The 26,739-nt window shown below is 41.2% G+C and carries 23 protein-coding genes; 16 read left to right on the plus strand and 7 right to left on the minus strand.

Annotated elements, in window-relative coordinates; genetic code table 11:
* Window positions 1–137 precede the first annotated feature (137 nt).
* The 8 genes from ACQKMF_RS21320 to ACQKMF_RS21355 all read left to right on the plus strand — a co-directional run bounded on the left by ACQKMF_RS21320 (window position 138) and on the right by ACQKMF_RS21355 (window position 8,729).
* Window positions 138–1,361 (plus strand): MFS transporter, encoded by a 1,224-nt coding sequence (locus ACQKMF_RS21320; protein ID WP_101224458.1) that lies wholly within the window; start codon window positions 138–140, stop codon window positions 1,359–1,361.
* A 439-nt stretch (window positions 1,362–1,800) separates the two neighbouring features.
* Window positions 1,801–2,769 carry an ABC transporter substrate-binding protein gene (locus tag ACQKMF_RS21325; RefSeq protein ID WP_101224349.1) on the plus strand — a complete coding sequence of 323 codons (969 nt, stop codon included), beginning with the start codon at window positions 1,801–1,803 and terminating at the stop codon, window positions 2,767–2,769.
* Window positions 2,770–2,854: 85 nt separating this feature from the next.
* A complete protein-coding gene (locus ACQKMF_RS21330; RefSeq protein ID WP_402940849.1) occupies window positions 2,855–3,859 on the plus strand; it encodes a FecCD family ABC transporter permease in 1,005 nt (334 codons plus the stop codon).
* A complete protein-coding gene (locus ACQKMF_RS21335) occupies window positions 3,856–4,869 on the plus strand; it encodes a FecCD family ABC transporter permease (RefSeq protein WP_427574846.1) in 1,014 nt (337 codons plus the stop codon). Before ACQKMF_RS21330 ends, ACQKMF_RS21335 begins: the two co-directional genes overlap by 4 nt.
* Before the next feature lie 15 nt (window positions 4,870–4,884).
* On the plus strand, window positions 4,885–5,676 hold the full coding sequence (locus ACQKMF_RS21340) for an ABC transporter ATP-binding protein (RefSeq protein ID WP_230177179.1): 792 nt from the start codon (window positions 4,885–4,887) through the stop codon (window positions 5,674–5,676).
* A 170-nt stretch (window positions 5,677–5,846) separates the two neighbouring features.
* A complete protein-coding gene (locus ACQKMF_RS21345) occupies window positions 5,847–6,824 on the plus strand; it encodes a zinc-dependent alcohol dehydrogenase family protein (protein ID WP_427574848.1) in 978 nt (325 codons plus the stop codon).
* A 189-nt stretch (window positions 6,825–7,013) separates the two neighbouring features.
* Window positions 7,014–8,324, plus strand: a complete 1,311-nt coding sequence (locus ACQKMF_RS21350) for an amidohydrolase family protein (protein WP_402940859.1) — start codon at window positions 7,014–7,016, stop codon at window positions 8,322–8,324.
* 138 nt (window positions 8,325–8,462) lie between these two features.
* The gene (locus ACQKMF_RS21355) at window positions 8,463–8,729 is read left to right on the plus strand and encodes a hypothetical protein (protein ID WP_402940862.1); all 267 of its coding nucleotides are present in this window, start codon (window positions 8,463–8,465) and stop codon (window positions 8,727–8,729) included.
* A 51-nt stretch (window positions 8,730–8,780) separates the two neighbouring features.
* On the opposite strand, the gene ACQKMF_RS21360 is transcribed toward ACQKMF_RS21355, so the two are convergent.
* The gene (locus tag ACQKMF_RS21360) at window positions 8,781–9,734 is read right to left on the minus strand and encodes a bile acid:sodium symporter family protein (protein WP_101224343.1); all 954 of its coding nucleotides are present in this window, start codon (window positions 9,732–9,734) and stop codon (window positions 8,781–8,783) included.
* Between the two features lie 275 nt (window positions 9,735–10,009).
* Here ACQKMF_RS21360 and ACQKMF_RS21365 point away from each other — a divergent pair, with 275 nt between their 5' ends.
* The 4 genes from ACQKMF_RS21365 to cobT all read left to right on the plus strand — a co-directional run bounded on the left by ACQKMF_RS21365 (window position 10,010) and on the right by cobT (window position 13,214).
* On the plus strand, window positions 10,010–10,426 hold the full coding sequence (locus ACQKMF_RS21365) for an RrF2 family transcriptional regulator (RefSeq protein WP_101224342.1): 417 nt from the start codon (window positions 10,010–10,012) through the stop codon (window positions 10,424–10,426).
* 114 nt (window positions 10,427–10,540) lie between these two features.
* Window positions 10,541–11,248 (plus strand): nitroreductase family protein, encoded by a 708-nt coding sequence (locus ACQKMF_RS21370; protein WP_230177184.1) that lies wholly within the window; start codon window positions 10,541–10,543, stop codon window positions 11,246–11,248.
* A 251-nt stretch (window positions 11,249–11,499) separates the two neighbouring features.
* Window positions 11,500–12,036 (plus strand): signal peptidase I, encoded by a 537-nt coding sequence (lepB, locus tag ACQKMF_RS21375; protein ID WP_402940867.1) that lies wholly within the window; start codon window positions 11,500–11,502, stop codon window positions 12,034–12,036.
* Between the two features lie 131 nt (window positions 12,037–12,167).
* Window positions 12,168–13,214 carry a nicotinate-nucleotide--dimethylbenzimidazole phosphoribosyltransferase gene (gene cobT / locus ACQKMF_RS21380; protein ID WP_402940870.1) on the plus strand — a complete coding sequence of 349 codons (1,047 nt, stop codon included), beginning with the start codon at window positions 12,168–12,170 and terminating at the stop codon, window positions 13,212–13,214.
* A gap of 87 nt (window positions 13,215–13,301) precedes the next feature.
* On the opposite strand, the gene ACQKMF_RS21385 is transcribed toward cobT, so the two are convergent.
* Window positions 13,302–14,705, minus strand: a complete 1,404-nt coding sequence (locus ACQKMF_RS21385) for a sigma-54 interaction domain-containing protein (protein WP_427574854.1) — start codon at window positions 14,703–14,705, stop codon at window positions 13,302–13,304.
* 244 nt (window positions 14,706–14,949) lie between these two features.
* Here ACQKMF_RS21385 and ACQKMF_RS21390 point away from each other — a divergent pair, with 244 nt between their 5' ends.
* Window positions 14,950–16,623 carry an alpha-keto acid decarboxylase family protein gene (locus ACQKMF_RS21390; RefSeq protein ID WP_402940876.1) on the plus strand — a complete coding sequence of 558 codons (1,674 nt, stop codon included), beginning with the start codon at window positions 14,950–14,952 and terminating at the stop codon, window positions 16,621–16,623.
* Between the two features lie 993 nt (window positions 16,624–17,616).
* Window positions 17,617–17,820, plus strand: a complete 204-nt coding sequence (locus tag ACQKMF_RS21395; RefSeq protein WP_101224336.1) for a hypothetical protein — start codon at window positions 17,617–17,619, stop codon at window positions 17,818–17,820.
* Window positions 17,821–18,493: 673 nt separating this feature from the next.
* Here ACQKMF_RS21395 and ACQKMF_RS21400 read toward each other — a convergent pair.
* From ACQKMF_RS21400 to ACQKMF_RS21420, 5 genes are all read right to left on the minus strand, one after another.
* Window positions 18,494–19,651 carry a C40 family peptidase gene (locus ACQKMF_RS21400; protein ID WP_402940880.1) on the minus strand — a complete coding sequence of 386 codons (1,158 nt, stop codon included), beginning with the start codon at window positions 19,649–19,651 and terminating at the stop codon, window positions 18,494–18,496.
* A 286-nt stretch (window positions 19,652–19,937) separates the two neighbouring features.
* Entirely contained in the window at window positions 19,938–20,774 is an 837-nt protein-coding gene (locus tag ACQKMF_RS21405) for a TIGR03943 family putative permease subunit (RefSeq protein ID WP_402940883.1), read from the minus strand.
* 14 nt (window positions 20,775–20,788) lie between these two features.
* Window positions 20,789–21,670, minus strand: a complete 882-nt coding sequence (locus tag ACQKMF_RS21410; protein ID WP_375781817.1) for a permease — start codon at window positions 21,668–21,670, stop codon at window positions 20,789–20,791.
* Window positions 21,671–21,860: 190 nt separating this feature from the next.
* Window positions 21,861–22,490 carry a DNA-3-methyladenine glycosylase gene (locus tag ACQKMF_RS21415; protein WP_427574858.1) on the minus strand — a complete coding sequence of 210 codons (630 nt, stop codon included), beginning with the start codon at window positions 22,488–22,490 and terminating at the stop codon, window positions 21,861–21,863.
* 102 nt (window positions 22,491–22,592) lie between these two features.
* On the minus strand, window positions 22,593–24,158 hold the full coding sequence (locus tag ACQKMF_RS21420; protein WP_402940887.1) for an MDR family MFS transporter: 1,566 nt from the start codon (window positions 24,156–24,158) through the stop codon (window positions 22,593–22,595).
* 285 nt (window positions 24,159–24,443) lie between these two features.
* On the opposite strand from ACQKMF_RS21420, the gene proC reads away from it, so the two are divergent.
* Together proC and ACQKMF_RS21430 are read left to right on the plus strand one after the other, a co-directional pair.
* On the plus strand, window positions 24,444–25,250 hold the full coding sequence (gene proC / locus ACQKMF_RS21425; protein ID WP_230177191.1) for a pyrroline-5-carboxylate reductase: 807 nt from the start codon (window positions 24,444–24,446) through the stop codon (window positions 25,248–25,250).
* Window positions 25,251–25,335: 85 nt separating this feature from the next.
* Window positions 25,336–26,703 carry an FAD-binding oxidoreductase gene (locus tag ACQKMF_RS21430; RefSeq protein ID WP_427574862.1) on the plus strand — a complete coding sequence of 456 codons (1,368 nt, stop codon included), beginning with the start codon at window positions 25,336–25,338 and terminating at the stop codon, window positions 26,701–26,703.
* Window positions 26,704–26,739: the final 36 nt, after the last annotated feature.

Genomic DNA, 26,739 nt, shown 5'->3' on the forward strand with positions numbered 1-26,739 from the left:
AATAGTTTCAGGTGGATGGGCAGTATCTGCAGATTAGATCCTAACCCTGAAAAATATATGAGAATATGTGTAAATACTAATAGCATCGCCTTTCTGTCCAGTGGGACGAAAGGGAGGGGAATGAAAGGGTGGAATATATGGACAAAACTAAAATTAATAATCGGAAAGAAACCATCTTATTCTTTATCATTAGCTTGTTGTTCTTTGTCACCATTACCGCATTTGATCCATTTATCTCCTCTTATGCTAAGGATCTTGGGTTCGATTCAGTTATTATAGGCAGTATAATCGGAATTTCAGGGATTGTGGCCTTATTGACACGACTTCCGATCGGTGTATTTTCGGATATGCTGCATAAACGAAGATTGTTTATCCAAATGGGGTTGCTGATAACCATTGTAATGTGGACGCTAGCCTTTTTCATACCAAATGCTACCACATTGTACCTTGGGAAAATTTCGGATGGTTTAACTGGTTCCACCTGGGTTATTTACAATGTTATGTTCGCCTCTTATTTTGGTGTGAAGGAAGCTGCAAAAGCAGTGGCGATATTGGGTGTTGCATCGCCGGTTGGCTCCATACTAGGGACAACCATCGGTGCATTAGTGGCCAATAGTTATGGGTATCGGTATAGCTTTTTAGTAGCGGTGGCCGCCGCCATACTTGCGTTTGTTTTAACATTTTTCACAAAAGACCTCAGCATTAAAGGGGTAAAAGTAAAATACGATAAGAAAATACTTGTTGAGCAAATCACCGATAAAAAAATCTGGGTCATTTCCGTTTTGGCAACGATTGCTTTGATGGTCACCATTGGAACAAGGGATACGTTCACACCTTTAGTTGCTACCGACCTTGGAGCAAATCCGCTATTGATTGGCATGCTGGCAAACACACACCTGATCATATATGGCTTAGCCGCAGGATTATGCGGAGCCCTTTTTTATAAAAAAATCGGTTTAATGAATACGGCGATTTTGGGAGCGGTATTACAAGGGGTCATCATCATATTGATTCCTTATGCTGAAAATTTAACGATGCTTTTTCTATTGCAGGCATTCCAAGGTTTCGGTTACGGGCTGATCTTTACGGTCGTCACTTCCTGGGCTGTTGAAAATATCCCGGAGATTAAACAATCTACGAGAATGGGCCTGTTCCAAAGTTTATATTCGGCTGGAATGTTTTTGGGACCCGTCCTAATTGGCATCTTGATTGAAGTGTTTTCAAGATCCACAGGTTACCTGATCATGGGGGCATTATCAATTGCTTCAACCATTCTTATCAAAACCTCCATAAAACGCTCAAAAAAAGAAGCTTCTAATGAAGAATTTCCTCTTGAAGAGATGCTGATAAATAGAAAATGATTCATTGAAACAGGCAAGAGCAGACCTTAACGGGTTTGCTCTTTTTATTTTGAGTCGGATCCTAAAAACTACTATTTGTCATTTTAGTCTGAGCGTCAAACCAATATTAGTTAACATTTGAGTTTGTAGACAAAAAAGGTATTACCTAAAATTTCAAAACAAAGTTGATGGGAGCGAGTGCCAGCAGTGGAAATCTACGCTGGTAAATCTTGATAATCTAAGACTATCATAGGGTCCAATTTACTTCACGTTATCAATAAAATGCATGCAGATTGTCTTAATGGCCATAATGATTTTTATTCACAAAATTTCATTAATATTGACCGCATCAATCTATGACTTTATCATAACAACAGGATAATGATAATCATTTTCAATTATGAATGTATTCGTCGGATAAGAAGTTAAGTAGTTATAGATGACGGAAAGGGTGCAAAAAATGAGAGAATCTAGAAAAGTAAGAACATTTGGGGGAGGAGCATTCATCCTGTTATTTACGATTATGATGGTGTTAACAGGATGTAATAATTCTCAAAAAACAACGGAGGCAGAGAAGACATCTGCCGCAACAAAGAATCAAGAAGTAAGGACGATTAAGCATGAAATGGGAGAAACGGAAATTAAAAACACTCCTAAAAAAATAGTTACGCTTGAGTTATCTTTCGTTGATTCTTTAAATGCCCTAGGGATAAAACCTATCGGGATTTCAGATGACAACAAAAAAGATATGATTACAAAACTTGTTGGTCAAGAAATGGATTATACTTCCGTAGGAACACGTGAGCAGCCTAATTTAGAGGTTATCAGTTCTTTACAGCCGGATTTAATCATTGCAGATGCTGAGCGACATAAAGGGATTTATAAAGATTTACAGCAGATTGCTCCTACCGTTGTCTTAAAAAGTCGGGAATCTACATATCAAGAAAATCTGGATTCTTTTAAAACGATTGCAAAGGCAGTAAACCAGGAAGATGCTGCAGAAAAAAGATTGAGCGAGCATGAAAAAACGATTAAGGAACTTAAATCAAAGCTTACTGTTGATTCAAATATGACGGTTTTACCAGCAGTTGTACGAGATACTTCATTCCAAGCCCATACTTCATCTTCGTATGATGGAGAATTGCTTGAGCGCATGGGATTGAAAAATGCCATTCAGCAGGAACTGCCACATGCCGAAATGAATCTGGAGCAGCTTGTCGAGATTGATCCGGATGTGCTGCTTTTAGCGAACAATGAGGGTAAGTTACTTACTGATGAGTGGAAAGACAATCCTCTTTGGAAAGACTTGAAGGCTGTAAAAAACGGACAAGTGTATAGTGTTGATCGAGATTTATGGACGAGATACCGCGGTGTTGTATCCGCAGAGGCCATTGCTAAAGACACTTTAAAAATGCTTGGAGAAGAATAGACGAACAAAAGCGAAGTAAGAGATCCCATTCTTACTTCGCTTTCCATTAGGTTTAAATTTTGTCAGGAAGTGTGTTGTATAGAAAATGGAAACTGTAGGTAGAAGTAAACTGAAAGTGTTATGTACGGCTATAGCTGGGATCGTTTTGTTAATTTTAGGTATCCTGACGAGTATTTCTGTGGGAGCGTCCGATATTGATGCATCAATGGTTTTGAAGTCCTTTTTTGAGGCCGACTCGTCCAAGGAACAGACTATTATAAGGACTCTTCGATTGCCACGAGCTTTAGTTGGAGCGTTGGTCGGTGCTAATTTAGCGGTAGCGGGTGCTCTCATGCAGGCTATTACCCGGAATTCATTAGCTTCTCCACAAGTGTTTGGTGTTAATGCCGGTGCCTCATTTTTTATTGTGTCAGCTTTTGTTTTCTTTCCTAACCTTTCTTCCGTGTCTCTAGTTTGCGTTGCATTCATTGGTGCAGCAGTGGGAGGGATGGCAGTCTATTCTTTTGCTTCGGGGGGAGGAATGACCCAAGTGAAGCTGGCATTGGCTGGAATGGCTGTTCACTTTTTTTTATCTTCCTTAACGCAAGGCATGATCATCTTTAATGAACAAGCAAAAGATGTGCTCTATTGGTTAGTCGGGTCTATTAATGGAAAAACATGGGCTCACGTGAACATGATCCTTCCTTGGTCTCTTTTCGGTCTGCTTGTTGCTGCCATGTTCTCTCGATCTGTTTCGATCCTTGTCTTAGGAGAAAATATGGCGCAGGGACTTGGGCAGCGGGTGCATCGAATCCGTATTTTAGCAGGAATATTGGTGATCATTTTGGCAGGATCTTCGGTTGCCGTCGCAGGCCCAGTGGGATTTGTGGGATTGATCATTCCTCATATCGTCAGGAGACTGGTGGGCGGGGATTATCGAAGGATCATCCCTTTTTCTGCATTATTCGGCGCTTTACTCTTAGTTTACGCAGATATTCTCGCACGTTTCATTGCTTATCCTTTTGAGTCGCCGGTAGGCATCGTAACCGCTATGATCGGTGCGCCATTCTTCCTTTATTTAGCTAAGAATGGGAGGAATATTAAGCAATGAAATTAAAACGGACATTTGGGTTGAAATCAACTTTGCCCCCGTATTCTATTATCCTGTTGCTGACGGTTACCGTGCTGATTTTAGCAATGGTGAGCCTGGGCTTAGGGGCCATTTATATTTCACCTTTAGAAATTCTCCAAAATTTCCTTGGAAATGGCATGCAAAGTCAGACATTCATTTTGCACAACTATCGCATACCGCGCATTCTAATTGCCGTGATAGTGGGGGCCGGATTGGCAACGGCCGGAGCCATTCTGCAAGGAGTCCTTCGAAATCCGCTGGCTTCTCCAGATGTGATTGGGGTAACAAAAGGGGCCGGATTGGCAGCAGTTATCGTCATTGTTTTATTTCCGCAATCGCCCATTATCATACTGCCTCTTTCAGCTTTTATCGGCGCTGCGGTCATGGCGGCCATTTTGATGATATTTATTTATAAAAAAGGAGCTCAACCAAATACGATAGCTTTGGTCGGAATCGCTCTAGGGGCCATATGTCAAGCTGGCATAGAGTATTTCATGGTCAAGTTCCCGGATGATGTAAACACGACACTGCTGTGGTTGACTGGCAGTCTATGGGGAAGAGGATGGGATCAAGTATTCATTTTGCTTCCATGTCTTGTGCTTGTACCTGTATTGATTGCATTGACGTCTAAAATGGATGTACTGAGTCTTGGAGACGATATAGCTACAGGTCTCGGTGAAAGATCAAAATCACTGCGTTATATTTTGTTAAGTGTTTCTGTCATATTAATCGGAGTCTGTGTAGCAGCGGTTGGTTCGATCGGGTTCATTGGTTTAATTGCCCCCCATATTGCACGGAGGATGGTAGGGTCAAAATTCAAGGTATTACTTCCTGCTTCAGCTCTTTTCGGTTCTATCTTTCTCCTCGTTGCCGATAGTCTTGGAAGAGGATTATTCCCTCCAATAGAAATACCCGCCGGAATCATCACTGCGGTGATTGGTGTACCATATTTTTTATATCTATTACGCCGTGAACGAAAAATAACATAAGGAAGGCTGGCGATCATGACAACATTATCAGCAGAGCATCTTTCTCTCTCTTATGGATCAACTCAAATCATTGAAAATATCGATTTAGAAATTCCCGAAGGCAAGATCAGTATAATCATTGGCTCCAATGGTTGTGGCAAATCAACCATTCTGAGGTCTCTAGCTAGATTATTGATGCCTCAGCAAGGCACGATCTATTTAGATGGAAAAGCAATTCATCAGCAGTCTTCCAAGGAAGTGGCGAAGAAATTGGCCATCTTACCCCAAGCTCCGGAAGCTCCGGAAGATATAACCGTTAAAGAACTATGCTATTATGGCAGGCATCCGCACAAGGGCTTATTTTCCAGACAAACCCCGGAAGATCATAGGATTGTCGACCGTGCATTATCAGCAACAAAAATGACGGAGTTTGCTGATCGGACATTGGATGCATTATCTGGAGGACAAAGGCAAAGAGCATGGATTTCGATGGCTTTAGTACAAGAAACCGACCTTTTACTGTTAGATGAACCGACAACCTATCTCGACTTAGCGCACCAAATTGAAATATTGGAATTACTGCGCGATTTAAACGTAACTTATGGACGTACGATAGTCATGGTTCTGCATGATTTGAATCAAGCGGCACAGTATGCCGATCACCTGATTAGCATCAAGAAGGGAAAAATCTATAAAGAGGGACCTCCTGAAACGGTATTCACAAAAGAGATGATCAAGGACGTCTTCAGACTGGAATGCTGTATTATTGAAAATCCAGTAGATCAAACGCCCCTATGCATTCCAATTGGTTTATCTAAAGAGTATTAGAAAAACTAACGACGATCGTGCCGGATGGAATAACGAATTACAGAAGTCAACATATTCATTGTTGGCTTTTTTGCTTATTTACGATGTTGAGAGGGATAGTTAAGATATTTTAGATCAAGAGTATAAATGATAGAATAGATAGACATATATATTAAAGGAGACTTAGTATCTTGGAAGCCAAATGTGTTAAATTCTATGAGTTTGGGAATCCGGAAAAGGTTTTAAAAGTTGAAAATAAACTTATTCAAAAACCTTTAAACGGGGAAGTCCTCGTTCGGATGACCACACGTCCCGTTAACCCGTCTGACTTGCTGCCCATTCGCGGTGCATATTCTCACCGAATTCCCTTGCCTTCCATACCTGGTTATGAAGGGGTCGGCATTGTTGAAGAGGTGGGTGCTTCGGTTTCGAAAGAACTGGTAGGCAAGCGTGTTCTGCCTTTGCGCGGTGAAGGGACCTGGCAGGATTATGTTAAAACATCTGCGGAGCTGGCCATCGTCATTCCAGATTCACTTGAGGACCATATAGCAGCGCAATTATATATAAACCCGATAACCGCATGGCTAATCTGTACAGAAGTATTAACATTGAAACCGGATGATGTTTTACTAGTAAATGCCTGCGGATCTTCCATTGGCCGCATCTTTGCCCAGTTATCCAGAATTCTTGGATTTAAGCTGATTGCTGTAACGAGAAACAATAAGTATACGGAAGAACTGCTTAAACTTGGTGCTTCATATGTGATCGATACGTCAAGATCATCATTGCATGATACAGTGATGGAAATGACGGATGGGCGCGGAGCGAAAGCGGCCATAGATTCAGTGGGCAGCATCGATGGCTCAGAACTCGCTTTTTGCGTTCGGCCAAATGGCATCTTATTAACGATTGGCCTTTTATCGGGACAGTCTGTGAATTGGGCAAAAATTTCCGAAAGGACAAAAGTGAATGTTAAAATGTTTCATCTTCGGCATTGGAATCAGCAGGCTTCCGTTCAAACCTGGCATGAAACGTTTAATCTTTTGATGGGGTTCATCGCTGATAAAAGGTTGAAATTCATGATGCCGGATTCCTACTATGGTCTTCAAGATGTGAAAGAAGCCATGATTGTCACAGGCAATAGAGGGAAGATATTTTTAAGCAATTGATTTTGCAATAGTCATCCACTATGTGGTGGTAATTGAAGAAGCATTCATCTTGGAGCACTTCCAATAGGTTCCTAAGGTAAATGGAAATGTCCCTTGATAATATGGAATTACTTGATTACATGTAAGGTGCTAGTTTAGAATGCGGAATAGAACATGTTAATACATGTGACGACTTTGGAGGAAATACTTATGAAAACAATATATGTGAATGCTACATTTTTTACTATGGACAAGGAAAATCAAATCTTTGAAAACGGCATGATGATTGTACAAGATCATACCATATCCTACATCGGCCAGCATGATGAACAACAATTGGCAGATGCAGATCAAGTGGTCAACCTTGGCGGGAAATGGATTATGCCAGGCCTTGTGAATGCCCATTCGCATATTGTAATGACCCTTTTACGCGGTATCGGGGACGATATGCTGCTGAAGCCATGGCTTGAAACGAAAATATGGCCGATCGAAAGCCAGTTTACAACGGAAATCGCCTCTGTAAGTTCACAGCTTGGCATCATGGAAATGATGAAATCAGGAACCACGACATTTTCGGATATGTTTAATCCTAATGGAATAGATGCGGGTGCTGTCATGGAGACGATAGGCGAAACAGGAATGCGGGGAGCCTTTTCCTACACGATCTTCAGCTTGGGTACGGAAAAAGATCAAAAGGCGAACCTCATGGGAGCTGAGCAGTTTTCAAAAAACTATAAAACGTTTGCCGATGGCCGCCTGACTACAATGGTCGCACCACATAGCCCATATGCCTGCACACCTGAAGCGATTATGGAAAGTGCACGGATTGCAAAAGAGAATGATTTGATGGTGCACATTCACGTATCGGAAACGGACTTTGAAATCCTCGACATCGAAAAACGTTACGGATCCCGTCCTGTCGAGCACCTTCGCCGTCTAGGGCTGTTCGATCAGCCTACCGTGATGGCACATGGAGTGGTTCTCAATGATGAAGAGCGGGCAATCCTAAAACAGCATGATGTTCGCGTTGCCCATAATCCAATCAGTAACCTGAAGCTCGGATCTGGAATAGCAGATGTCGTCAGCCTTCTTGATGAAGGCATTAAAGTGGGAGTGGCAACAGATGGCGTTGCCTCCAATAACAACTTTGATATGTTCGAAGAAATGAGGACGGCTGCATTACTGCAAAAAGGAATGTATAAGGATGCCACAAAATTCCCTGCCCAAACGGCACTCGCCATGGCCACAAGAATGGGTGCCGAAGCAGTAGGCATGGGTCATACAGGATCACTGGAAGCTGGTAAAAAAGCAGATTTCATCACCATTTACCCATATGACAAAGAACATCTTCAGCCATTGAGTGAAGCCTATTCGCACCTGCTTTATGCAGCACGCGGAAATGATGTATGTGATGTATACATTGATGGCAAAAACGTCGTGAAAGATGGCCGCTGCTTAACGATCGATGAAGAAAAAGTAATCGCCGAAACAAATCGTCTGCAAGGTACCTTATCACGATAATGCAGATGTGAGAACAAAAAAAGGAGCTGCCATTTGCAGCTCCTTTTTTATGGATTAAGTTAAGCGACGAAAATTGGTTGTAGGTCAATTAATCTGGTTGCACGTCGGAATAAATTTGTAGGGGATAATTCGTGTCAAATGGCATTCAAAAAAATTTACCGCCAGTATTGTAGAATAAATAGATCTCAACACTTAGAAACCCGTCGTGAGTCCAGTTTCTTGGAAATATGGAAACAAAGGAAGCCGATAAAAAATATTAATAAGAAAATAGGTATGGCAAAAACGGTAAAAAACGAAAAGACGAAAAAAATGCTGCTGACCCCAAATATTAACCAACTGGTAATCAGCAAGCAGCTGGATAAAAAATCTTTGACAGCATGGATCATGAATTTCACCACCGTATGAAGATCTATGTAATGATTATACACTATCTTCCAATCATGTTGTTTCGACGGCTCACCCTTCATTCACATCACGATGGAAATGCCTTTCCATGACATAGCCAAAAAAGGAGGCAAGCATTTGTTGAAAAAGCATCCCAAGTACAACGGGTACCGCGACGGCAGCAGGGAAATAGGCGGTTGCAAGAACGGCTCCCGCACTGATGTTTCGCATGCCGCCTGTAAATGTCAAAGTGATGATATCCGCCTTATCCCATCTTAAATATGCCCCGACCATCCAAGAAATGGCATACCCAGAAGCAGCTATGAACAAAACCAAGAAGGCCATGATCATTAATTTCTTATCGAAATGGGTTAAGTAAGGCGCGATTTTTGAACTGTTCAATATGACTACGATTCCAACGCTTATCTTGGAAAATGGAGCTAAGCGGGGGGATAGTGTATATTGTATCTTCCCTTTTGTAGCTTGATTCAAGAACATGGCAAGCATGGAGGGAAGAACGACCATACCGATTAATCCTTTCACCATCGAACCTAAATCCATTTCGATCGAACCGCCTCCAAAAAGGGATACACTGTATGGAACGATGAATGGCGAGAGTAGGGTGTCGATCAAGATGATCGTTAGGGCAAGTACGGCATTCCCATTATAAATGGATACCCAGATCATACTGGTGACACCGGTTGGAATCACTACAGCCAGGACTAGGCCGGTTATCGTGAAAGCATCACCATGGAACACTAAATGGCCGAGTCCAAAAGCCCAAACAGGCATAAGCATATGAAGGATGATCAATACGATGAAAACAGGTAAAGGGTGGGTGACTGCCTGTTTAAGAGATTCAAAGTTGGAGCCTAAACTTCCGGAAAAGGTAATGAAGGCAAATATCCATGGGACAAGAAAGGTGTAATCCATAAGGTGTTCGGCCAATAATACCCCAATAACCACGCTTATCGGCGTGATAAGGGGCATAATTTTATCCATTTGTTCATTTATTGTTTTCAGCATGATTCATCCACTTCCTGAGTAAAGTAAATTCTATTAAGTAAGTTTACCATATTCCTAAAAATATAATTTGTAAGACAAGAAATTTGTCTATATCTTTTTTGGATTTTTAAAAAAGATTACTATCACTGCCCTGGAACTCGCATCGTTCCAAAAGGGCTTCAAGCTTTCCCCGACGAGGGAGGGTTCATTAAAAAGAGGTTTTAGGCAGGATTGTTCGATGCATCGTTGTATATTCATTGAAAAATAGTTTAAAGTAGAGGAGAGAGGTGAAAGAAATGTCAGAAAAGGTTTCCAGTATTATGTGGTTTAGTCTTGCCGTACAAGCCCTGCTTGTTCTTGCTGATCATGATGGATTATGTAATAGTAATAAATTGGCCGATAAGCTTGATTCGGAGTCAGGTTTTCTTAGAAAAATATTAAGTAATTTAGTGAAGGCCGGGCTGATTCAAGCGAAGGAGGGCAGGGATGGGGGATATTCACTTGCCAAAAATCCCGAACAAATCATTCTTGCAGACATATACTCTGCGATTAAATCGGAACCTTTCTCAAAAGGCTTTCTTGATGTGAATGATAAAAAATGCTTTCATCCATCTTCTAGAGAAGCGTTATGCGGTTTGAAAAACGAGATGGAGAGCTGGATTATACACGGCTTGGAACAAAAGACGATTGCTGACTTACTATCAAAATCTTAATGTGAAAAACGAAACTGACAAGGTTTCGTTTTTATTAAACTGTATTTGACAAAAGAACAGTATGCATTATATACTGTTCCTGTATTAAATACAGTTAAATGGAGGTCATTATAAATGACAAAAAATATAATGAGTAAAGAAGAGTACCTAAATAAATCGAAAGAATTGAATATACCGGTCGAAAAGCCCAAAGTCCTTAATGATACGGATTTCATTACGGTAGCAAATGAACGGAGATCTGTTCGCCAGTACGATCCTGAATACGTGATGACTGAAGAAGAAATTCGTGAAATTCTGGATATTGCGATTCAAGCACCATCTTCTTCCAACTTGCAGCCATGGAGATTCCTTGTGATTCAAGATAAGCAAACCCAGCAAGAATTGCTTCCCATCGCAAATAACCAACAACAAATCGTCGACGCATCTGCTGTCATTGCCGTTTTAGCTGATATTGAAGGTTACAAAAATGCAGAGCGGATTTATGGTGAATTAGTCAATAAAGGGATCATGAAGAATGAAATCAAAGAGCCATATGTAGCCTCTATTCTGCATAATTACGGAAACTTTTCTGCTGAAAAGGCTTTAAGTGTAGCCATGATTGACGGTGGCTTGGTTTCCATGCAGATCATGTTGGCTGCAAAAGCAAAAGGATACGATACAGTACCAATGGGAGGCTTTGATGAAGCCAAATTTGTCGATGCATTCAATGTACCGGAAAACTTCAAGCCTGTCATGTTAATTTCCATTGGAAAAGGAACTAAAGCAGGGTTTGAAAAAGTTCGTTTGCCACTCGATACTATATTGACTTGGAATAAATACTGAGGAAAGAACGTAGTAAGAGGATAGCTGAAATTTGCTATCCTTTTTTTCATGGTTTGAGATTGGCATTGAAAATGATTTAATCTCGCAAGCGATAAATGTATATGTTACAATTTTTCCATATATTTCTTTGGAAAGTCACCTCGAAAGTCCCCGACCGCAAAAGGATATTTATGGGGATAAGCAGAGCTAAAGAATTGCGCTGAAAGCCAATAATTGGTTTAGCCGTTCACAATGGATGGGAGGGAGTCCTTATGAAAAGTGAAGTGTTTTCGTGGTTGAAAGCCATTTTATTCGCTTTAATGATCGTGTTCATTTGCCAACAGTTTTTATTTACGCCAGTCACAGTAAAAGGTGAATCAATGGAGCCGACTTATGAGAATGATGACCGGATCGTGGTAGCTAAAATCGGAAAGCCGGAGCGCTTCGATATGGTTGTATTTTATGCTCCGGACGCTGAAGAGAATTATATAAAAAGGGTGATCGGTTTACCAGGTGACAGTGTCGAAATGAAAGATGATGTCTTATATATCAATGGGAAAAAGTATACGGAACCATATTTGAAAACAAAAAAAGGGGAAATTCCGCCTGAAGAAAATCTGACGGAGAATTTCAGCCTGAGTGATTTACTTGGGAAATCCAAGGTACCTGCGGGTCATTTATTTGTCATGGGGGATAATCGGAGGAACAGTTGGGATGGAAGAAGATTTGGTTTTATTTCTGAAGAATCACTTGTGGGCAAAGTGAAATTTCGTATTTACCCACTTAATGAAATGGGAGTGCCGAAGTGAATTGAACACAGTAAGTACAAGTGAAAGCTTAGAGGATAATTATGTGGACTAAGTTGTATTTATAGCAGATGATGGATAAGAACCTTTTCCTGTGGTTAAGGTTTTTCATTTTGGATTGTGGGGGTATTAATATGACGAATGGGTTAGCTGCCATCTCCATCCCGATGCTGGATGAAGAAATGGGACGGCAGGTTAAAGGACATGTCGATTCGCTGACGGTTCCTAAGGGAAGTTTAGGCCGGCTTGAAGAATGGATAATCGAACTGGCCAAGATGACAGGAGAGGCATTTCCAGACATTTCGAAACCGGGGGTTATCGTGTTTGCGGCCGACCATGGAATTACGGAAGAAGGGGTTTCGGCTTATCCAAAAGAAGTGACGGAACAAATGGCTCTCAACTTCCTGAATGACGGTGCCGCAATCAATGTATTAAGCCGGGCGATAGACGCTTACTTGGATATTGTCGATATAGGGATCGATGCAGATATCGAGGCACCAGGGTTAACTTCGAGAAAAGTCCGCAATGGAACTAGAAACTTTTATAAGGAAGAGGCGATGACAAAGGAAGAAGTAATTCAAGCGCTTGAAATTGGATATGAGCGTGCAGAGAAAATGATTGCCCATGGTGTGAACTGCCTGATTCTTGGTGAAATGGGAATCGGAAATACGACATCCAGTACCGCCATCATCTCCATCGTAAGCGGGAAAAGCGTCGAATCACTAGTGGGGCAGGGAACAGGATTGAATTCAGAAGGCATTTTACATAAGCGAAGAATAATTGAGGAAGCGATTTCATTAAGAAATCCCAATCCTGATGATCCAATCAACATTTTGATGAATATCGGTGGATTCGAAATTGCAGGTATGGCAGGGGCCATGCTTGCTGCAGCGAATAACCGTATACCGATTCTTGTTGATGGTTTCATTACAACCACGGCTGCTGTATTGGCAAACCTGATTTCCGGACGTGCAGTCGATTATATGTTTGTTGGACATCGATCTGCAGAACCTGGTCATAGAACGGCCATAGAACTGCTTGGCAAGGAGCCGATCCTCGACCTGGGAATGAGAATCGGGGAAGGAACAGGGGCTGCCCTGTCATACCCCATCCTTAAGGCAGCGACATTGGTCATTAAAGAAATGGCAACATTTGAATCTGCAGGCGTGTCAAATAAATAAGAAACAGGAGACCTTCGATACGCTGGTCTCCTATTTATACAGGTTAAAAAGGTGGATACTGCATTGAAATATACACTCATCCCGCTGTTACTTAATGGGCAGGTGTTCTTTATATTTCTTCATTTTCCTGACGACGGAAGGCTGGCTGATACCTAAGAATTTAGCCATTTCATATGTGGACTTGCATTGTTTACTCGCTTTCATCATCATCCATTTTTCGACTTGTTCGAGGGCGGTATTGAGATCACTATCATCAACCATCATATTGTCGATCATTAGGGTATCATCTATTTTCTCCAAAGATTCTTGTACATGGAAATGGGAGGGGAGAAAGCCTGGGAAAATGATGGAGTCTTCCGAGGTCAAAATGAGCCGTTCAATCAGGTTTTCCAATTCACGAACGTTTCCTGACCATTTATGCTGAATCAGTATTTCATAAGTGGAAGGGTGCAACTTCTTATCTGTCTTGTATTTCTTGTTGATAATTTCGAGATTATGATTGATTAAGATGGCAATGTCTTCTTTTCTTTCGCGTAATGGAGGTATTTGGATCGGAATCACATTTAAGCGGTAATACAAATCTAGCCTGAATGTTCCCTTTTCCACCATTTCTTCAAGGTTTTGATTGGTTGCAGTCACAAGCCGAAAATCTATCCTATACTCTTTTTTCCCGCCCACTCTTTTAAAGGTCTTCTCTTGCAGGACATTTAATAATTTCACTTGCATATCCAGGGGAAGCTCCCCGATTTCATCCAGAAATAAGGTTCCGTTATCTGCTTGTTCCACCAGCCCCTGCTTCCCCTGCTTCTGCGCACCAGTGAAAGATCCCGCTTCATATCCAAACATTTCGGATTCAAAGAGACTTTCTGGGATGGTACTGCAGTTGACTTCGATGAATGGCTCTTTGCTGCGGTAACTCTGATTGTGCAGCCGCCGGGCAAATACGCTTTTTCCCACACCGGATTCCCCAAGAAGCATGACTGTCGCATCCGTTTTGGAAACACGGTGTATCGTTTTGGCGATTTGCCGCATTTCCTTACTGCGATAGATCAGCTCCTCTTGTTCCCTAAGTTCCTCGACCTCCGATTGGTATTCTTGAATCTTTTTCTCCAATTGACCGTACTGATCCTGGAGGTTCCTTATTTCAGTTTGATCTTGGGCATAGCTGACGACACGAATCAATTCACCATCCTCATCAAAGATGGGGTAGGCAGTCGACATGACGATTTTTCCCGTCTTCGTTTGCTGCATGATCTGGACAGGTGTTTTCTCTTTCAATACCATGGCGGAAATCGACGGTGAAAGGATTCCTTCCGTTTCGAGCTGGTAAACGGATTTCCCAAGATAATGTTCTGGTTCGATTCCATATATCCACCAATGGTTAGGATTCGTGAATAAAATGAATCCTTTTTCATCGGTCACGGTAATATTATTATTGGAAGTGTTGATGATGCATTCCAAAACTCTTTTAACATTGTTATCACTCATCATTTTCCCCCTTATCCACTTTCCAGTGATTCAAATATAAATCAAAATCAGAGGTGAATCAAGAATTTTCAGATATCTTGATTTGGAATTGAATCATTTATGAAAGCATGCCTGCGATAATCACTCACTTCATACATCAAAGCTAAAACTAGAGTAATAGAGTAGCGAACTGCCTTACTTACGGTTAACCTACATATGTTTGGGTATAAATAAAGTATAGAGTAATCGATTTGAAGGAGTGATTGAATTGGCTTTGAAGAGAACCTTGGGACAATTTTTATACGACTGCTTAAAAGCAGAAGGCATTACAGAGATTTTTGGTGTGCCTGGAGACTATAATTTCTCATTGCTAGATACTTTGGAAGATTACGATGGGATTGAGTTTATTAATGGACGAAATGAACTCAATGCTGGATATGCAGCGGACGCATATGCCCGGGTGAAGGGCATGTCGGCACTGATCACCACCTTTGGTGTCGGTGAAATGAGCGCATGTAATGCAATCGCTGGCGCGTACAGTGAAAATGTGCCGCTCATACATATTGTCGGCTCGCCAAAGTCCATGATGCAACAGGAGAAGGAGCTTGCCCATCATACGTTAATGGACGGAGATTTTGATGTTTTCCGTAAGGTTTATGAGCATATCACCGGTTATACGGCGATCCTTACACCGGAAAACGCGGCTAGGGAGATACCGGCTGCAATCCGAATCGCGAAAGAAAAGAAAAAGCCGGTTTATTTGGTAGTGGCTATCGATCTCGTTGAAAAACCGTTGATTTCCCACAGTGAGGCTTATGAGAATGCGGCCAAACCGAATGTCAATGCGTTGCAGTCAGCAGTAAAGCATATAAAGGGTATGTTAGAACATGTAAATAAAGCGGTTCTGCTTGTCGACGTAAAAACACTTCGCTATAACTTGCAGAAACCTGTACTTCAGCTCGCTGAGAGATTAAATGTTCCAGTTGCTTCATTAATGCAGGGGAAAAGCGGGTTTGATGAGAGCCACCCCCAGTATATTGGTGTATACGGCGGAGCTTTCGGAAGTAAGGATGTAACTCGGACTGTTGAAGAAGCGGATTTCATCATAGCCGTTGGTGCTGTTTGGTCAGACGTCAATACTTCCAAAGGTACAGCAAAGCTTGACCCGTTGAAAATGGTGGAAATTCAACCTGACACTTTAAAAGTGGGGGAAGCCAGTTATATGAATGTCATGGCGGAGGAAATTCTAAGTGCGCTCCAGGACATTGGCTACCGGCAGAACGAATCTGTCGGAAACATCTCGTTTCCGTATGACACAATGGTGGAAGACCCGTCAGCACCACTGAAAGCGGCTTCCTATTATCCTCGAATTCAGCAAATGTTGAAGGAAAATGACATTGTGGTCACGGAAACAGGAACATTCTCTTATGGCATGTCACAGGTCAGATTGCCGAAAGGGGCGACCTATATTGCTCAGGGAGGCTGGCAAAGCATCGGTTATGCGACGCCCGCAGCTTTCGGAGCTTGTATAGCGGATAGAAACCGGCGTGTTCTTTTGTTTACCGGGGACGGCTCGATTCAACTGACAGTACAGGAAATAAGCTCGATGCTGGAGAACGGCTGCAAGCCCATCGTGTTCATCCTCAACAATAACGGCTATACGATTGAAAAATTCTTAAACGTAAAAGTCGATATAGAAAAACAGAAATACAACGAAATACCAGAGTGGGATTATACAAAACTGGCTGAAGCGTTTGGTCAAGAGGCATTTACAGCAAGAGTCGAGACGAATGGTGAACTGGATGATGCCATTACAAATGCTCAGGACATGAACGCCGATAAACTTTGCCTTATAGAGCTGGTCGTGAAAGATCAAATGGATGCACCGGATTATTTGAAAAAAATAAGGCAGTACCTTGAAGAGCAAGAGAAACTAAAGTAATTCATGTACGAAATTCCCTCACTCCTGATTTAAACACTAGAATATATACTTTATGTTTTGTTTATGAATCTCACTAGATAGAAGAATTATGCGACACTCATGCCGAATAACTGCTGGCCGAGACACCACAGGCGCTTGCTTTGAGGTAGCTTGGCATACAGCCGGCGGAAAGGGAGCGGATTTCTGAAATGAAGCTGGAACGTTTTTTTAGTAGAAACTGTAGGCGAACTTGCTCTTCATCGAGTGTGGAGACAAAATGGGTTTCGGAGTCCGAATAATGAGGTGAAAGTCGAAAAAAATTCGTGAACGGTCGAATAAAGTGCCTCAACGGTCGAATAAAGTGCGGGGTAGGTCGAATAAAGCGCCTCAACGGTCGAATAAAGTGCGGGGTAGGTCGAATAAAGTGCCTCAACGGTCGAATACTGTCCGGGATAGGTCGAATCCAGTGCATGTACGACCGAATACAGTGAGGCTTAGGCCGATAAACTGTGTCAACGGCCCAAGACAGTGCAGATGTTCGAATACCTTGCTCCGGCCTTGATGGTTTTTACTGTAACCGTTATTGGATAGAAGAATTATGCGACACTCCTGCCGATTAACTGACTGGTCGAGACACCACAGGCGCTTGCTTAGATGTAGCTTGGCAGACAGTCAGCGGAAAGGGAGCGGATTCTTAAATGAAGCTGGAACGTTTTTTTAGTAGAAACAGTAGGCGAACTTGCTCTTCTTATTAATATACAGTCTTAAAAGGTCTTCTGTGATGAAGGCCTTTTTTTGTTGGTAATCTAGATACTGCACGGCCCGATCAAGGACAAGAATTGCAAGTTTCAGAGTGACAATACCAGTATTGGTACCTGTCATTTCAAAATTGAAACCAAGAATTTTTAAACTAATAGTATTATGAAAATGTCACTAAGTAATAGGGAAAATATTTCTCCTAAGTAGAGAAAACCATTCTTTTTAGCAATTTCTGTAGAGAAGGAGGCACAAAAAATGCGTAAAAATGTATCATTAGCGCGGTTAATAGAGTCGAATAAAGAAAATCTCAACAATAATCAGCCGTTCATAGATCTTATAGAAGAAAAAGTCCATAGAAAGCAAGTTGAAATGCAGGAAAGGCATTTAACAAAACAGGCAGGTGAGGAAAATGTTATTAAGAAAGGCTTGGTTATTACAACAAACGATTACCTTTCATAGAAAAAAGAAGGATGAAATAGCCCAACGAAAGGAATTATCCAGCTTTGAAGGAGTCCGTATCAGTAATCAACTGAATTATGCGATTGTGGAAATGCAAAGGTTAATGCGCGAGGTATGAGGAAAGAGGGGATAAAAAAGGTTAGCTTAAATTTGTATATTATTAAGTGAAGAGTTTTAACTAAAACTACCTATTCAGATTATTAAAATGAAAAAAGAGGTGATGATACTTAGTAAGTATTGGTCTTATAAAATGCTTTTAACTGGTGTGTTTATCATTGCTACGATTATCTTTTATAAATTTGGGTTTACTAGTGAAGGTTTAGTTTATTTTGTATGTCTTGCAATAACTTTTAAGTGTGTTGAGTATTTTTAATCGTAAAATCAATTATAAAAAAAGACTTAATACTTTAACGAATAAAAAATAATAACATTTCATTTCCAGTTATGAATAACAAACCACATTTGGATTATCCAGCTTGGAAGGAGTCCGTATCAATAAACAACTTAATTATGCGATTATGGGATGCAAAGGTTAATGCGCTAGTGAGGATGAGAAGGGGTATAAGCCATAACACCAGTTGGCGGCTATTTGACATTATCATACACAAAAAGCGTGTTTGATCTTTTTTATCAAAACACGCTTTTTGCTCTTTATCGTTTACTGCCATCACATTTAGTTAAGAACTCGGACTGCCTTCACAAAGCTAGGTCCCCAGTAAGAATTGTTAATGTTAGCGTAGGATACTCCTTTAGATGTAGAAGCATTCAGCATTTGACCGTTACCGGCATAAATTCCTACATGGTTGATTACTCCATCATTATTGGTATCAAAAAATACTAAATCCCCTTTTTGAAGGGCTTTTGAAGATACAGCTGTACCAACGTGTGATTGTGCCACTGAATTTCTAGGCAAGGAAATACCTGCACTTTTGAATGCCCTTAATGTGAACGAAGAGCAATCAAATATGTCAGTCCGCGAAGTGCTCGCACCGTAAACATACTTAGCTCCCATGTATTTAGCACCAGCTGCCAGAACTTGATCCGCTTTGGTCGATTTGGACGGTTTATTAATTGAAGAAGCCGAGGCTTTCCCTGAAACACGGATGGTTTGGCCTATACGAATACGATCTGAATTAGAAATATTAGGGTTTATTTTAAGTAAGGCACTAAGGGAAAGGTTATATCTTTTAGCGATGGTTGATAAGGAATCCCCTAATTTAACCACATAAACGTCTGTTGTATTTTTATTATTATCCGGAGTGCTGGTAAGGGTATTAACCTTCAGGACCTGACCGGGAAAAATAAGGCTACCAGTCAAATGGTTTTTAGACTTTAATTGTTGGACAGTCATATTGTTGACTCTTGCAATTTTGTCCAGGGTGTCTCCGGATTTGACTGTATATGTAGCATTTGTTTTGGCCGTAGAGCTGGATGCAGGAGCTTGTCCGGAAACACGGATGGATTGGCCAATATAAATGCGATCCGAATTAGAAATATTAGTGTTTAATTTAAGCAGGGCACTAAGTGAAAGGTTGTATCTTTTAGCAATTTTAGATAAAGTATCCCCCAGTTTAACTACATATTTTTCGGTTTTATCTATATTCTTAGTGTTAAGAGTATTAAATTTCAAGATTTGGCCGGGAAAAATAAGGTTACTAGTCAAATGGTTTTGAGATTTTAATTGTTGGACAGTTGTATTATTAGCTTTAGAGATTTTATCAAGGGTGTCCCCTGATTTAACTTGATAAGAACCAGCATAGGCAGAAGTGCCGGCGATAAGGGTACCTATAATGGTTCCTGCAAGAATGAAAGAGTTTTTCGAATTGTTCATTTAGGAAAGTTCCTCCTGATGTGGTAAAAAAATATGTAGCATTTATATTATAAAGGTAAGGCATATAAAAAACATGACCCATTTAAATAAAATTCAACTTTTTCGTCATTTCTCAGGTTATTTTGCAGATCTGTCACATTGAGTGGAATCAAGTGGATGGGCAGGATCCTTAATATCGCATAAAGAGATAACTAGGCTAAAAGAGATTTCATAAATGGAAGCTTTGAGGTAATTAAAAAGAAAGGTAAGAATAATATAATATCTTTACCTTTCCATGATTAATTTTTTAATATTGTCTATAAACATAGGGATCGTCAGGTTCTGCGATTTTACTATGTGATGATACTTTGAGCAGGGGAATGGTTTTCTTGAATGGCTGATAATAAATGGATTCCAATTCTCCTGTCACGGAATACCACTCATCATTTTTTGGATGCATACCTTCGGGAAATTCGATCAGCATACCGAATACCCCAGAGTCTGCGACACAGTGAATGACTCCAAAACGAAACAGGAATACCTGGTTTTTGGCTAGCTCATCCGAATTGTACGAAAACCCGGTTAACGTAATTTGTTTGCCCGTGAATTTTCCAGGAGAGTAATAGATGGCCTCTAAGTCATTTAGATAGTTTTCATCGGTTAAATGAAGACTATCATGGTCAACTAAGTCTTTGAGCGAGTGATCCATTAAAGTTAAATAGTCATCCTTGCCATAATAAAGACTCGTATCCGGCTGCAGAAATTGATGCTGGCTATATTCATCTGAGTCATCATATACCGGGAAATGAAATCCTTTTTTTTCTACGATATTCGAGTCCATAGTGGCAACAGGCAAAAAGAGACCGGTTAAAATGGGAATGACGTAAAGGAAGTAAGTAAGGTTCTTTTTCCATTTCTTGTTTTCCTGGGAGTGATCATGTCCGCACTGACAATCAACACATTCTTCTTGATTATCTTCTTTAAAATATAAGTAGGATCCCATTAACGTGAAAATAGCCAATATATAGATGGCAATTTGTGAAATATAAGAATATTCCATATTGATGTATTTCGATATATTCCCTGAGGCGTGTAAATGCACGAATAAAAAAGTAAGTCCAAGTAATATGAATAATCTTCCCATATAAAACACCCTCTTTAAGAAATAAACAATAAAGTCAGGCCTAAGACGGAAATAAATATATAGGCCATCAAACATAAAACGAATTTTGTTTTGAAGGTACCTAAAAGCATGATTGTATTTTTAATATCAAACATGGCCCCAAATACAAGAAAAGCAACTAGTGAAGAGGGCGAGAAGGTACTTCTAAAAGAACTTGCAACAAAGGCGTCCGCTTGGGAACACAAGGACATGACATAGGACAAAGCCATCATGACTGCATTCCCGGATAGTTTTCCTTGCCCAATTTCAAGCAATAGGGATGTTTTCAAAAAGGTTTGAATGCCAGCTGCCAGCAGTGCACCAATGATTAAGTATTTTCCAACAGAAAAGAACTCTTCAATCGAGTGTTTAAACATCCCCGTTATTTTGTCTTTAAATGTAAGTTTATGGTGATGTATATGTTCGATATGTTCCTGTTTAAGCTGATTTGTCTTAAATTGAAAAGACAAGATGCATGCAATGATCAGGACGACCACGAATGCAATTCCGCCACGATAGAAAACCATGCTCCAGCTATTACCAAACGCTATATAGGTGGAAAACAGGACGATCGGATTGAGAATGGGTGCAGAAAGCATAAAGGCAATGGCCGCTGAAAGAGGAACCCCTTTAGCGATCAAACGGCGGGTAATCGGGACGATCCCGCACTCGCAGGCAAGAAAAAAGACTCCTGCACCTATTGCGGATAGAACAGATAAGATCGGATTTTTCGGAATAATTTTTGCAATCATCTCTTCTGACACAAACATTTGGATGATTCCAGATATAAGGACTCCCAGTAAAATGAAGGGAAGGGATTCAATTAGGATACTAATAAAAATTGTATTCATTTGCAAAAGGGCCTGAACGTTCATCATAAACCACCTTCCATATTGCTGACTTAACTATATTAGGTTCGTAAAAGAAGGAAGTCAATTTATTATTACTTGGGTAATAGGATGGAAGTTGAATAGGGAGGGGGGATTAAGAAAATTGAATAAAGTAAACTCCCCTCAAAGTTGTGTAACATCCAAAGGATTTACATTATTCAACATAGAGGGGATAAAATCATGGTTTATTTTTCAGTACAGCTTTATTAATTAGGTTTTTACGCGATACAAACTGATTGTCGGTAACCCAGAAGCGCCAAGGGTAATCTTTTGCTACCCCGGAGTTGTCGATTCCGACGCGGGGGCCGCTGGATATGTGTTCAGGCTGTTTTCCGACAGCTAGATATAGCGGGGGATCCGTAAAAGATCGACCATAATCATCCATGGTGATGCCCAGTGCCTTTGTTAGCTTCCCTGGTCCATCGGTCCATTTACGAATATCGGCAATTCCTCGTCTTTCATGCATTAACTCGAGCCCCGAATAGGGTTCAACCGCACGGATTAAAATGGCTTCCGGATTTTCAGGCCCTCCGCTTACGACATTGACCAGTGTATGTGTGTGCATGACGTATGTATAGATCAAACCTGAATTTCCGAACATCACTTCCGTCCGTTTTGTCCTTCTATTTCCAAAGCTATGTGCGGCCCTGTCTCCAGGTCCAATATAGGCCTCTGTTTCAACAATGAATCCAGAAGCGGTTCCATCCGCTGTTTCTTTTATAATCAGGCAGCCTAGAAGGGATTTTGCCAGTTCAAGGGTAGGCTGCTGATAAAAATCCGCAGGTAAAATTGAATCGTATATCTTCATGATATCACTCCATTTAGTCTCATACAGGTAAAATTCCCTTATCGATGAAAAAGAAACATGAAGGGAAAAAAAGACCGGCTGATTATATCAGCCGACCTTTTTTTAGCCTAATTCCTTCTCCGTTTCTTGATCTTTTTTGATTCGGCCCGAACCCACGGAAAGTGCCACTAATATCCCTGCGGAAACAAAAAAGATACCGGTGATGAAAACACTGGAGAATGCATCGATCCAAGCATTTTCAATCGTTTTTACAAGGACAGTGCTGACTTCTGCGGGCATTTTAAGGTTTTCAGGATAAAGCATGATATTGAATAACGCATCCGTTTTATCGGCTAATGCTTTCAGTGCCTCATGCAATATAGGGTCCTTTTGACTTACGACCGCATCATCCATATTTTGCTGGAGATTGTGATTCATGACAGCATTCAAAATCGTGATGCCCATCGTTCCTCCTATTGATCGGAAGAATGTCGAAGCCGCTGTAACCGACCCGAGCTGCGATTTTGGAAATTCGTTTTGAACGGCAATCATCAATGTCGGCATGACAAGACCCATGCCTATCCCAAGGATGGCCATGAATGAGTACGCAGTGAATATAGTCGTACTGCCGTCCATCATGCTCATTAGGAAAAAGCCAAGCGTCGCAAAGACCATTCCAAAGGTAAGCACGGTACGAAAACGGAATTTCAACAGTAATCGCCCGCCAATGATGCTGGAAAGAATCATACCGATCATCATCGGAGTCATGGTCGACCCTGCTTTTGTTGGTGAAACTCCCAATACGCCTTGCATGAACAGCGGGACGAACATGATTGCCCCGAACATGCCAAGGCCAAGCAAGAATCCCAAAATATTCGTGGTGGTAAAAACTCTATTTTTAAAAAGGGATAAATCAAGGATCGGTTCGACCGCTCTTCTTTCAAAAAAGATGAATAGGGCAATGAAGACAATGGTGCTGCCGAAAATCAAGAAAGATTCTAATGATAACCATTCGAATTTATCACCACCGAAGGTCAAGCCAAGCAGTAACAGGACAATACCAGGAATCAAGGTGAAAATCCCTAGATAATCGATATTCACTTTCTCTGTTTTCCTTATCGCTTCATGTTTCAATCCTACATAAATCAAAATGGCAGATAGTAAGCCCGTCGGTACATTGATCAAAAAGATCCAATGCCAGCTGATATGGTCAACGATCAGGCCGCCCAGAAAAGGGCCGATGACAGAACTTAAACCAAAAAGGGCTCCGAATACACCCTGCCATTTGGCTCTTTGTTCCGCAGAGAATATATCACCGATTATCGTTTGGGATAAAGGCATGATCATCCCGCCGCCGATTCCCTGCAGGCCCCTGTAGATGATCAATTGCTCCATCGAAGTGGCTGTGGCACATAAAAACGAACCGATCGTAAATATGATCGTGCCAAGCAGATAAAGGGAACGTCTGCCATATAAATCAGATAGCTTACCAACAATGGGTACAACAGTCGTTGAGGCTATTAAATAGGCAGTCGTTACCCATGCAAAGATGGTAAATCCATTCAATTCCCCGATAATTGTCGGCATGGCCGTACCGACGATCGTCTGTTCCAATGAACTGAAAAACATTCCAATGATCAATCCTGTTAAGACAAGCTTGGTATTGACCGCTTTTTTTTCCATTTGCATAGCATTTCTCCATTCCTATAACTGTATTCCTTATTCGTTTTTTGACTAATAGGTCAAAATTATAAATCTCTAATGACCATTTAGTCAACATTTTTTTTTGCTAAAAAATTCAATTGCATGACTATATTGCGTAAAGGTGGATTTAAGGATACATCCATATCACTAAAGTAATTCGACCAGAAACCACCAAATCCTTCCTTATTAATGTCTCCAACGTGTTTCCATTTATCATATCCGATATAATAAGAAGGAATATAGATGAACTTATGATTGGAAGTGTAAGATATGAATAAAAAAATAGGATTTATTGGATGCGGCAAAATGGGTGAGGCGATGCTTGAGGGCATGCTGCTTGCAGAGGTCATTTCACCTGAAGGGATCATGGTCAGTACTGCGAGTGTGGAGACCAAAACTAAAATCACCACGAAATATAAGGTTAAAGGTACTTTGGATAATAAAGAGGTTGCCGGTTTTGCTGATTTTCTCTTTCTAGGAATCCAACCTGCCATGCATAAGCAAGTGCTGGAAGAAGTGAAGAATCATGTTAAAGAAGACGCTGTGATCATTACTATGGCAGCAGGCATCACTGTATCACTAGTTGAGAACAGCTTCGGAAAAAAAGTGAAGGTTGTCCGGACGATGCCAAACACTCCTTCGCTTGTCGGTGAAGGCATGACTGCCATGAGCATTAATGATCAAATTACCGATGCTGATATAGAGGATGTGACTGCACTGCTGAATAGTTTCGGTAAAACGGAAATCCTGCATGAAGATTTGATGGACGCAGTACCTGCCATCAGCGGTTCGTCGCCTGCTTATGTATATATGTTCATTGAGGCGCTGGCTGATGGAGGGGTCCGTGACGGCATTCCACGAAAACAAGCATACCGAATGGCAGCACAAGCTGTAATGGGAGCTGCTAAAATGGTACTGGAAACGGAAAGACATCCTGCTGCTTTAAAGGATGATGTCTGCACGCCGGGCGGTTCAACGATAGCTGCGGTAGCGTCTCTAGAAGAAAATCAGCTAAGATCCAGCATTCTGCAAGCAATGAAGGCCTGCACGGATAAAACGAAAGGTTTAAGTAAATGAAGAAAGATGGATTGCCTTTTAGAGGGCAATCTTGTCCGTTTTTGTATTTCCAGAATGTTTTGTGAAAAAAGAGGGGGCTGCAATAATGAAAGGTTATATAGAAGATTTAAGGAAGATACTTTCGGAAGAACAAGTAACGGTGAATGAAACTTTATTGGAGCAGCACAGCCATGATGAATCATATCACACCCCGCATTTACCGGATATGGTCATATATCCAAGGGATACTGCGGAAGTAAGCGCAGTCATGCGTTATGCGAATGAGCATGAAATACCGGTCATTCCTTTTGGGTTAGGATCAAGTTTGGAGGGGCATGTCGTTCCAGTCAAAGGGGGAATTTCCCTGGATCTGTCCTTGATGAATCGAGTATTGGAAGTCAGGGAAAATGACTTCCTTGTGAAGGTGCAACCAGGTGTGACTAGGACGCAGCTCAATAAAGAATTAAAAAAATACGGTTTGTTCTTTTCCGTCGACCCTGGTGCCGATGCTACATTGGGAGGGATGGCAGCTACGAATGCAAGTGGGACGACCTCGGTCAAATATGGGATAATGCGCGATCAAGTAAGGGATTTGGAAATAGTTTTAGCAAACGGTGAAGTGATTCATTCCGGAAGCTTAGCGACAAAATCATCTTCAGGCATCCATTTGAATGGCTTGTTTGTTGGCTCTGAAGGTACGCTGGGTGTATTTACTGAACTGACATTAAAGGTGTATGGCATTCCTGAAGTCACAATGGCAGGGAGAGCATCATTTCCAACCGTCGAACAGGCAGTATCTGCGGTTAATGGGATCATGCTTGCTGGTATTCCGATTGCACGAATTGAATTGGTTGATGCCGAGTCCATAAAAAAAGTTAATCAATTCATGGACAAATCCTATGAAGTCAAACCAACTTTATTCCTCGAGTTTCATGGGAACTTTGCCGGACTGGAACAGGACGTCAAATTTGCCAAGGAAATCGTAAGTGATTTTGGCTGTGGGGATATCCAGTTTGAAACCGATTCAAGAGCACGGAATGCCTTATGGGAAGCGCGCCATAATCTCGCGTACGCATTCATTCACAGCGCTCCGGGGAAGAAGCTGATGGTGACCGACGTTAGTGTGCCCCTTCAAGAATTATCGAATGCCATACTGGATACAAGGAAGAAAGTCGAACAATCCAAAGTGGAGGGGGCGATTGTAGGTCATGTAGGTGACGGGAATTATCACGTATTGTTCATGATCGATCTGAAAAATCCTGAAGAAGTTAAAGAAGCGAAAAGGTTAAATGAAGAAATCGTTGAATATGCATTAACCAGAGGCGGTACATGTACGGGTGAACATGGAGTGGGCCTTGGAAAATCGAAGTATCAGCGAAGGGAGCATGGAGGAGCTTACGAAGTGATGAAAACGATCAAACAGGCATTGGATCCGAAAGGATTAATGAATCCCGGGAAGATCTTCATAGATTAAGAGGAATATTCTATTTTGATAGATCAGTAATAACAT

Source organism: Peribacillus sp. NPDC101480 (assembly GCF_050277335.1).
Lineage (GTDB): Bacteria > Bacillota > Bacilli > Bacillales > DSM-1321 > Peribacillus.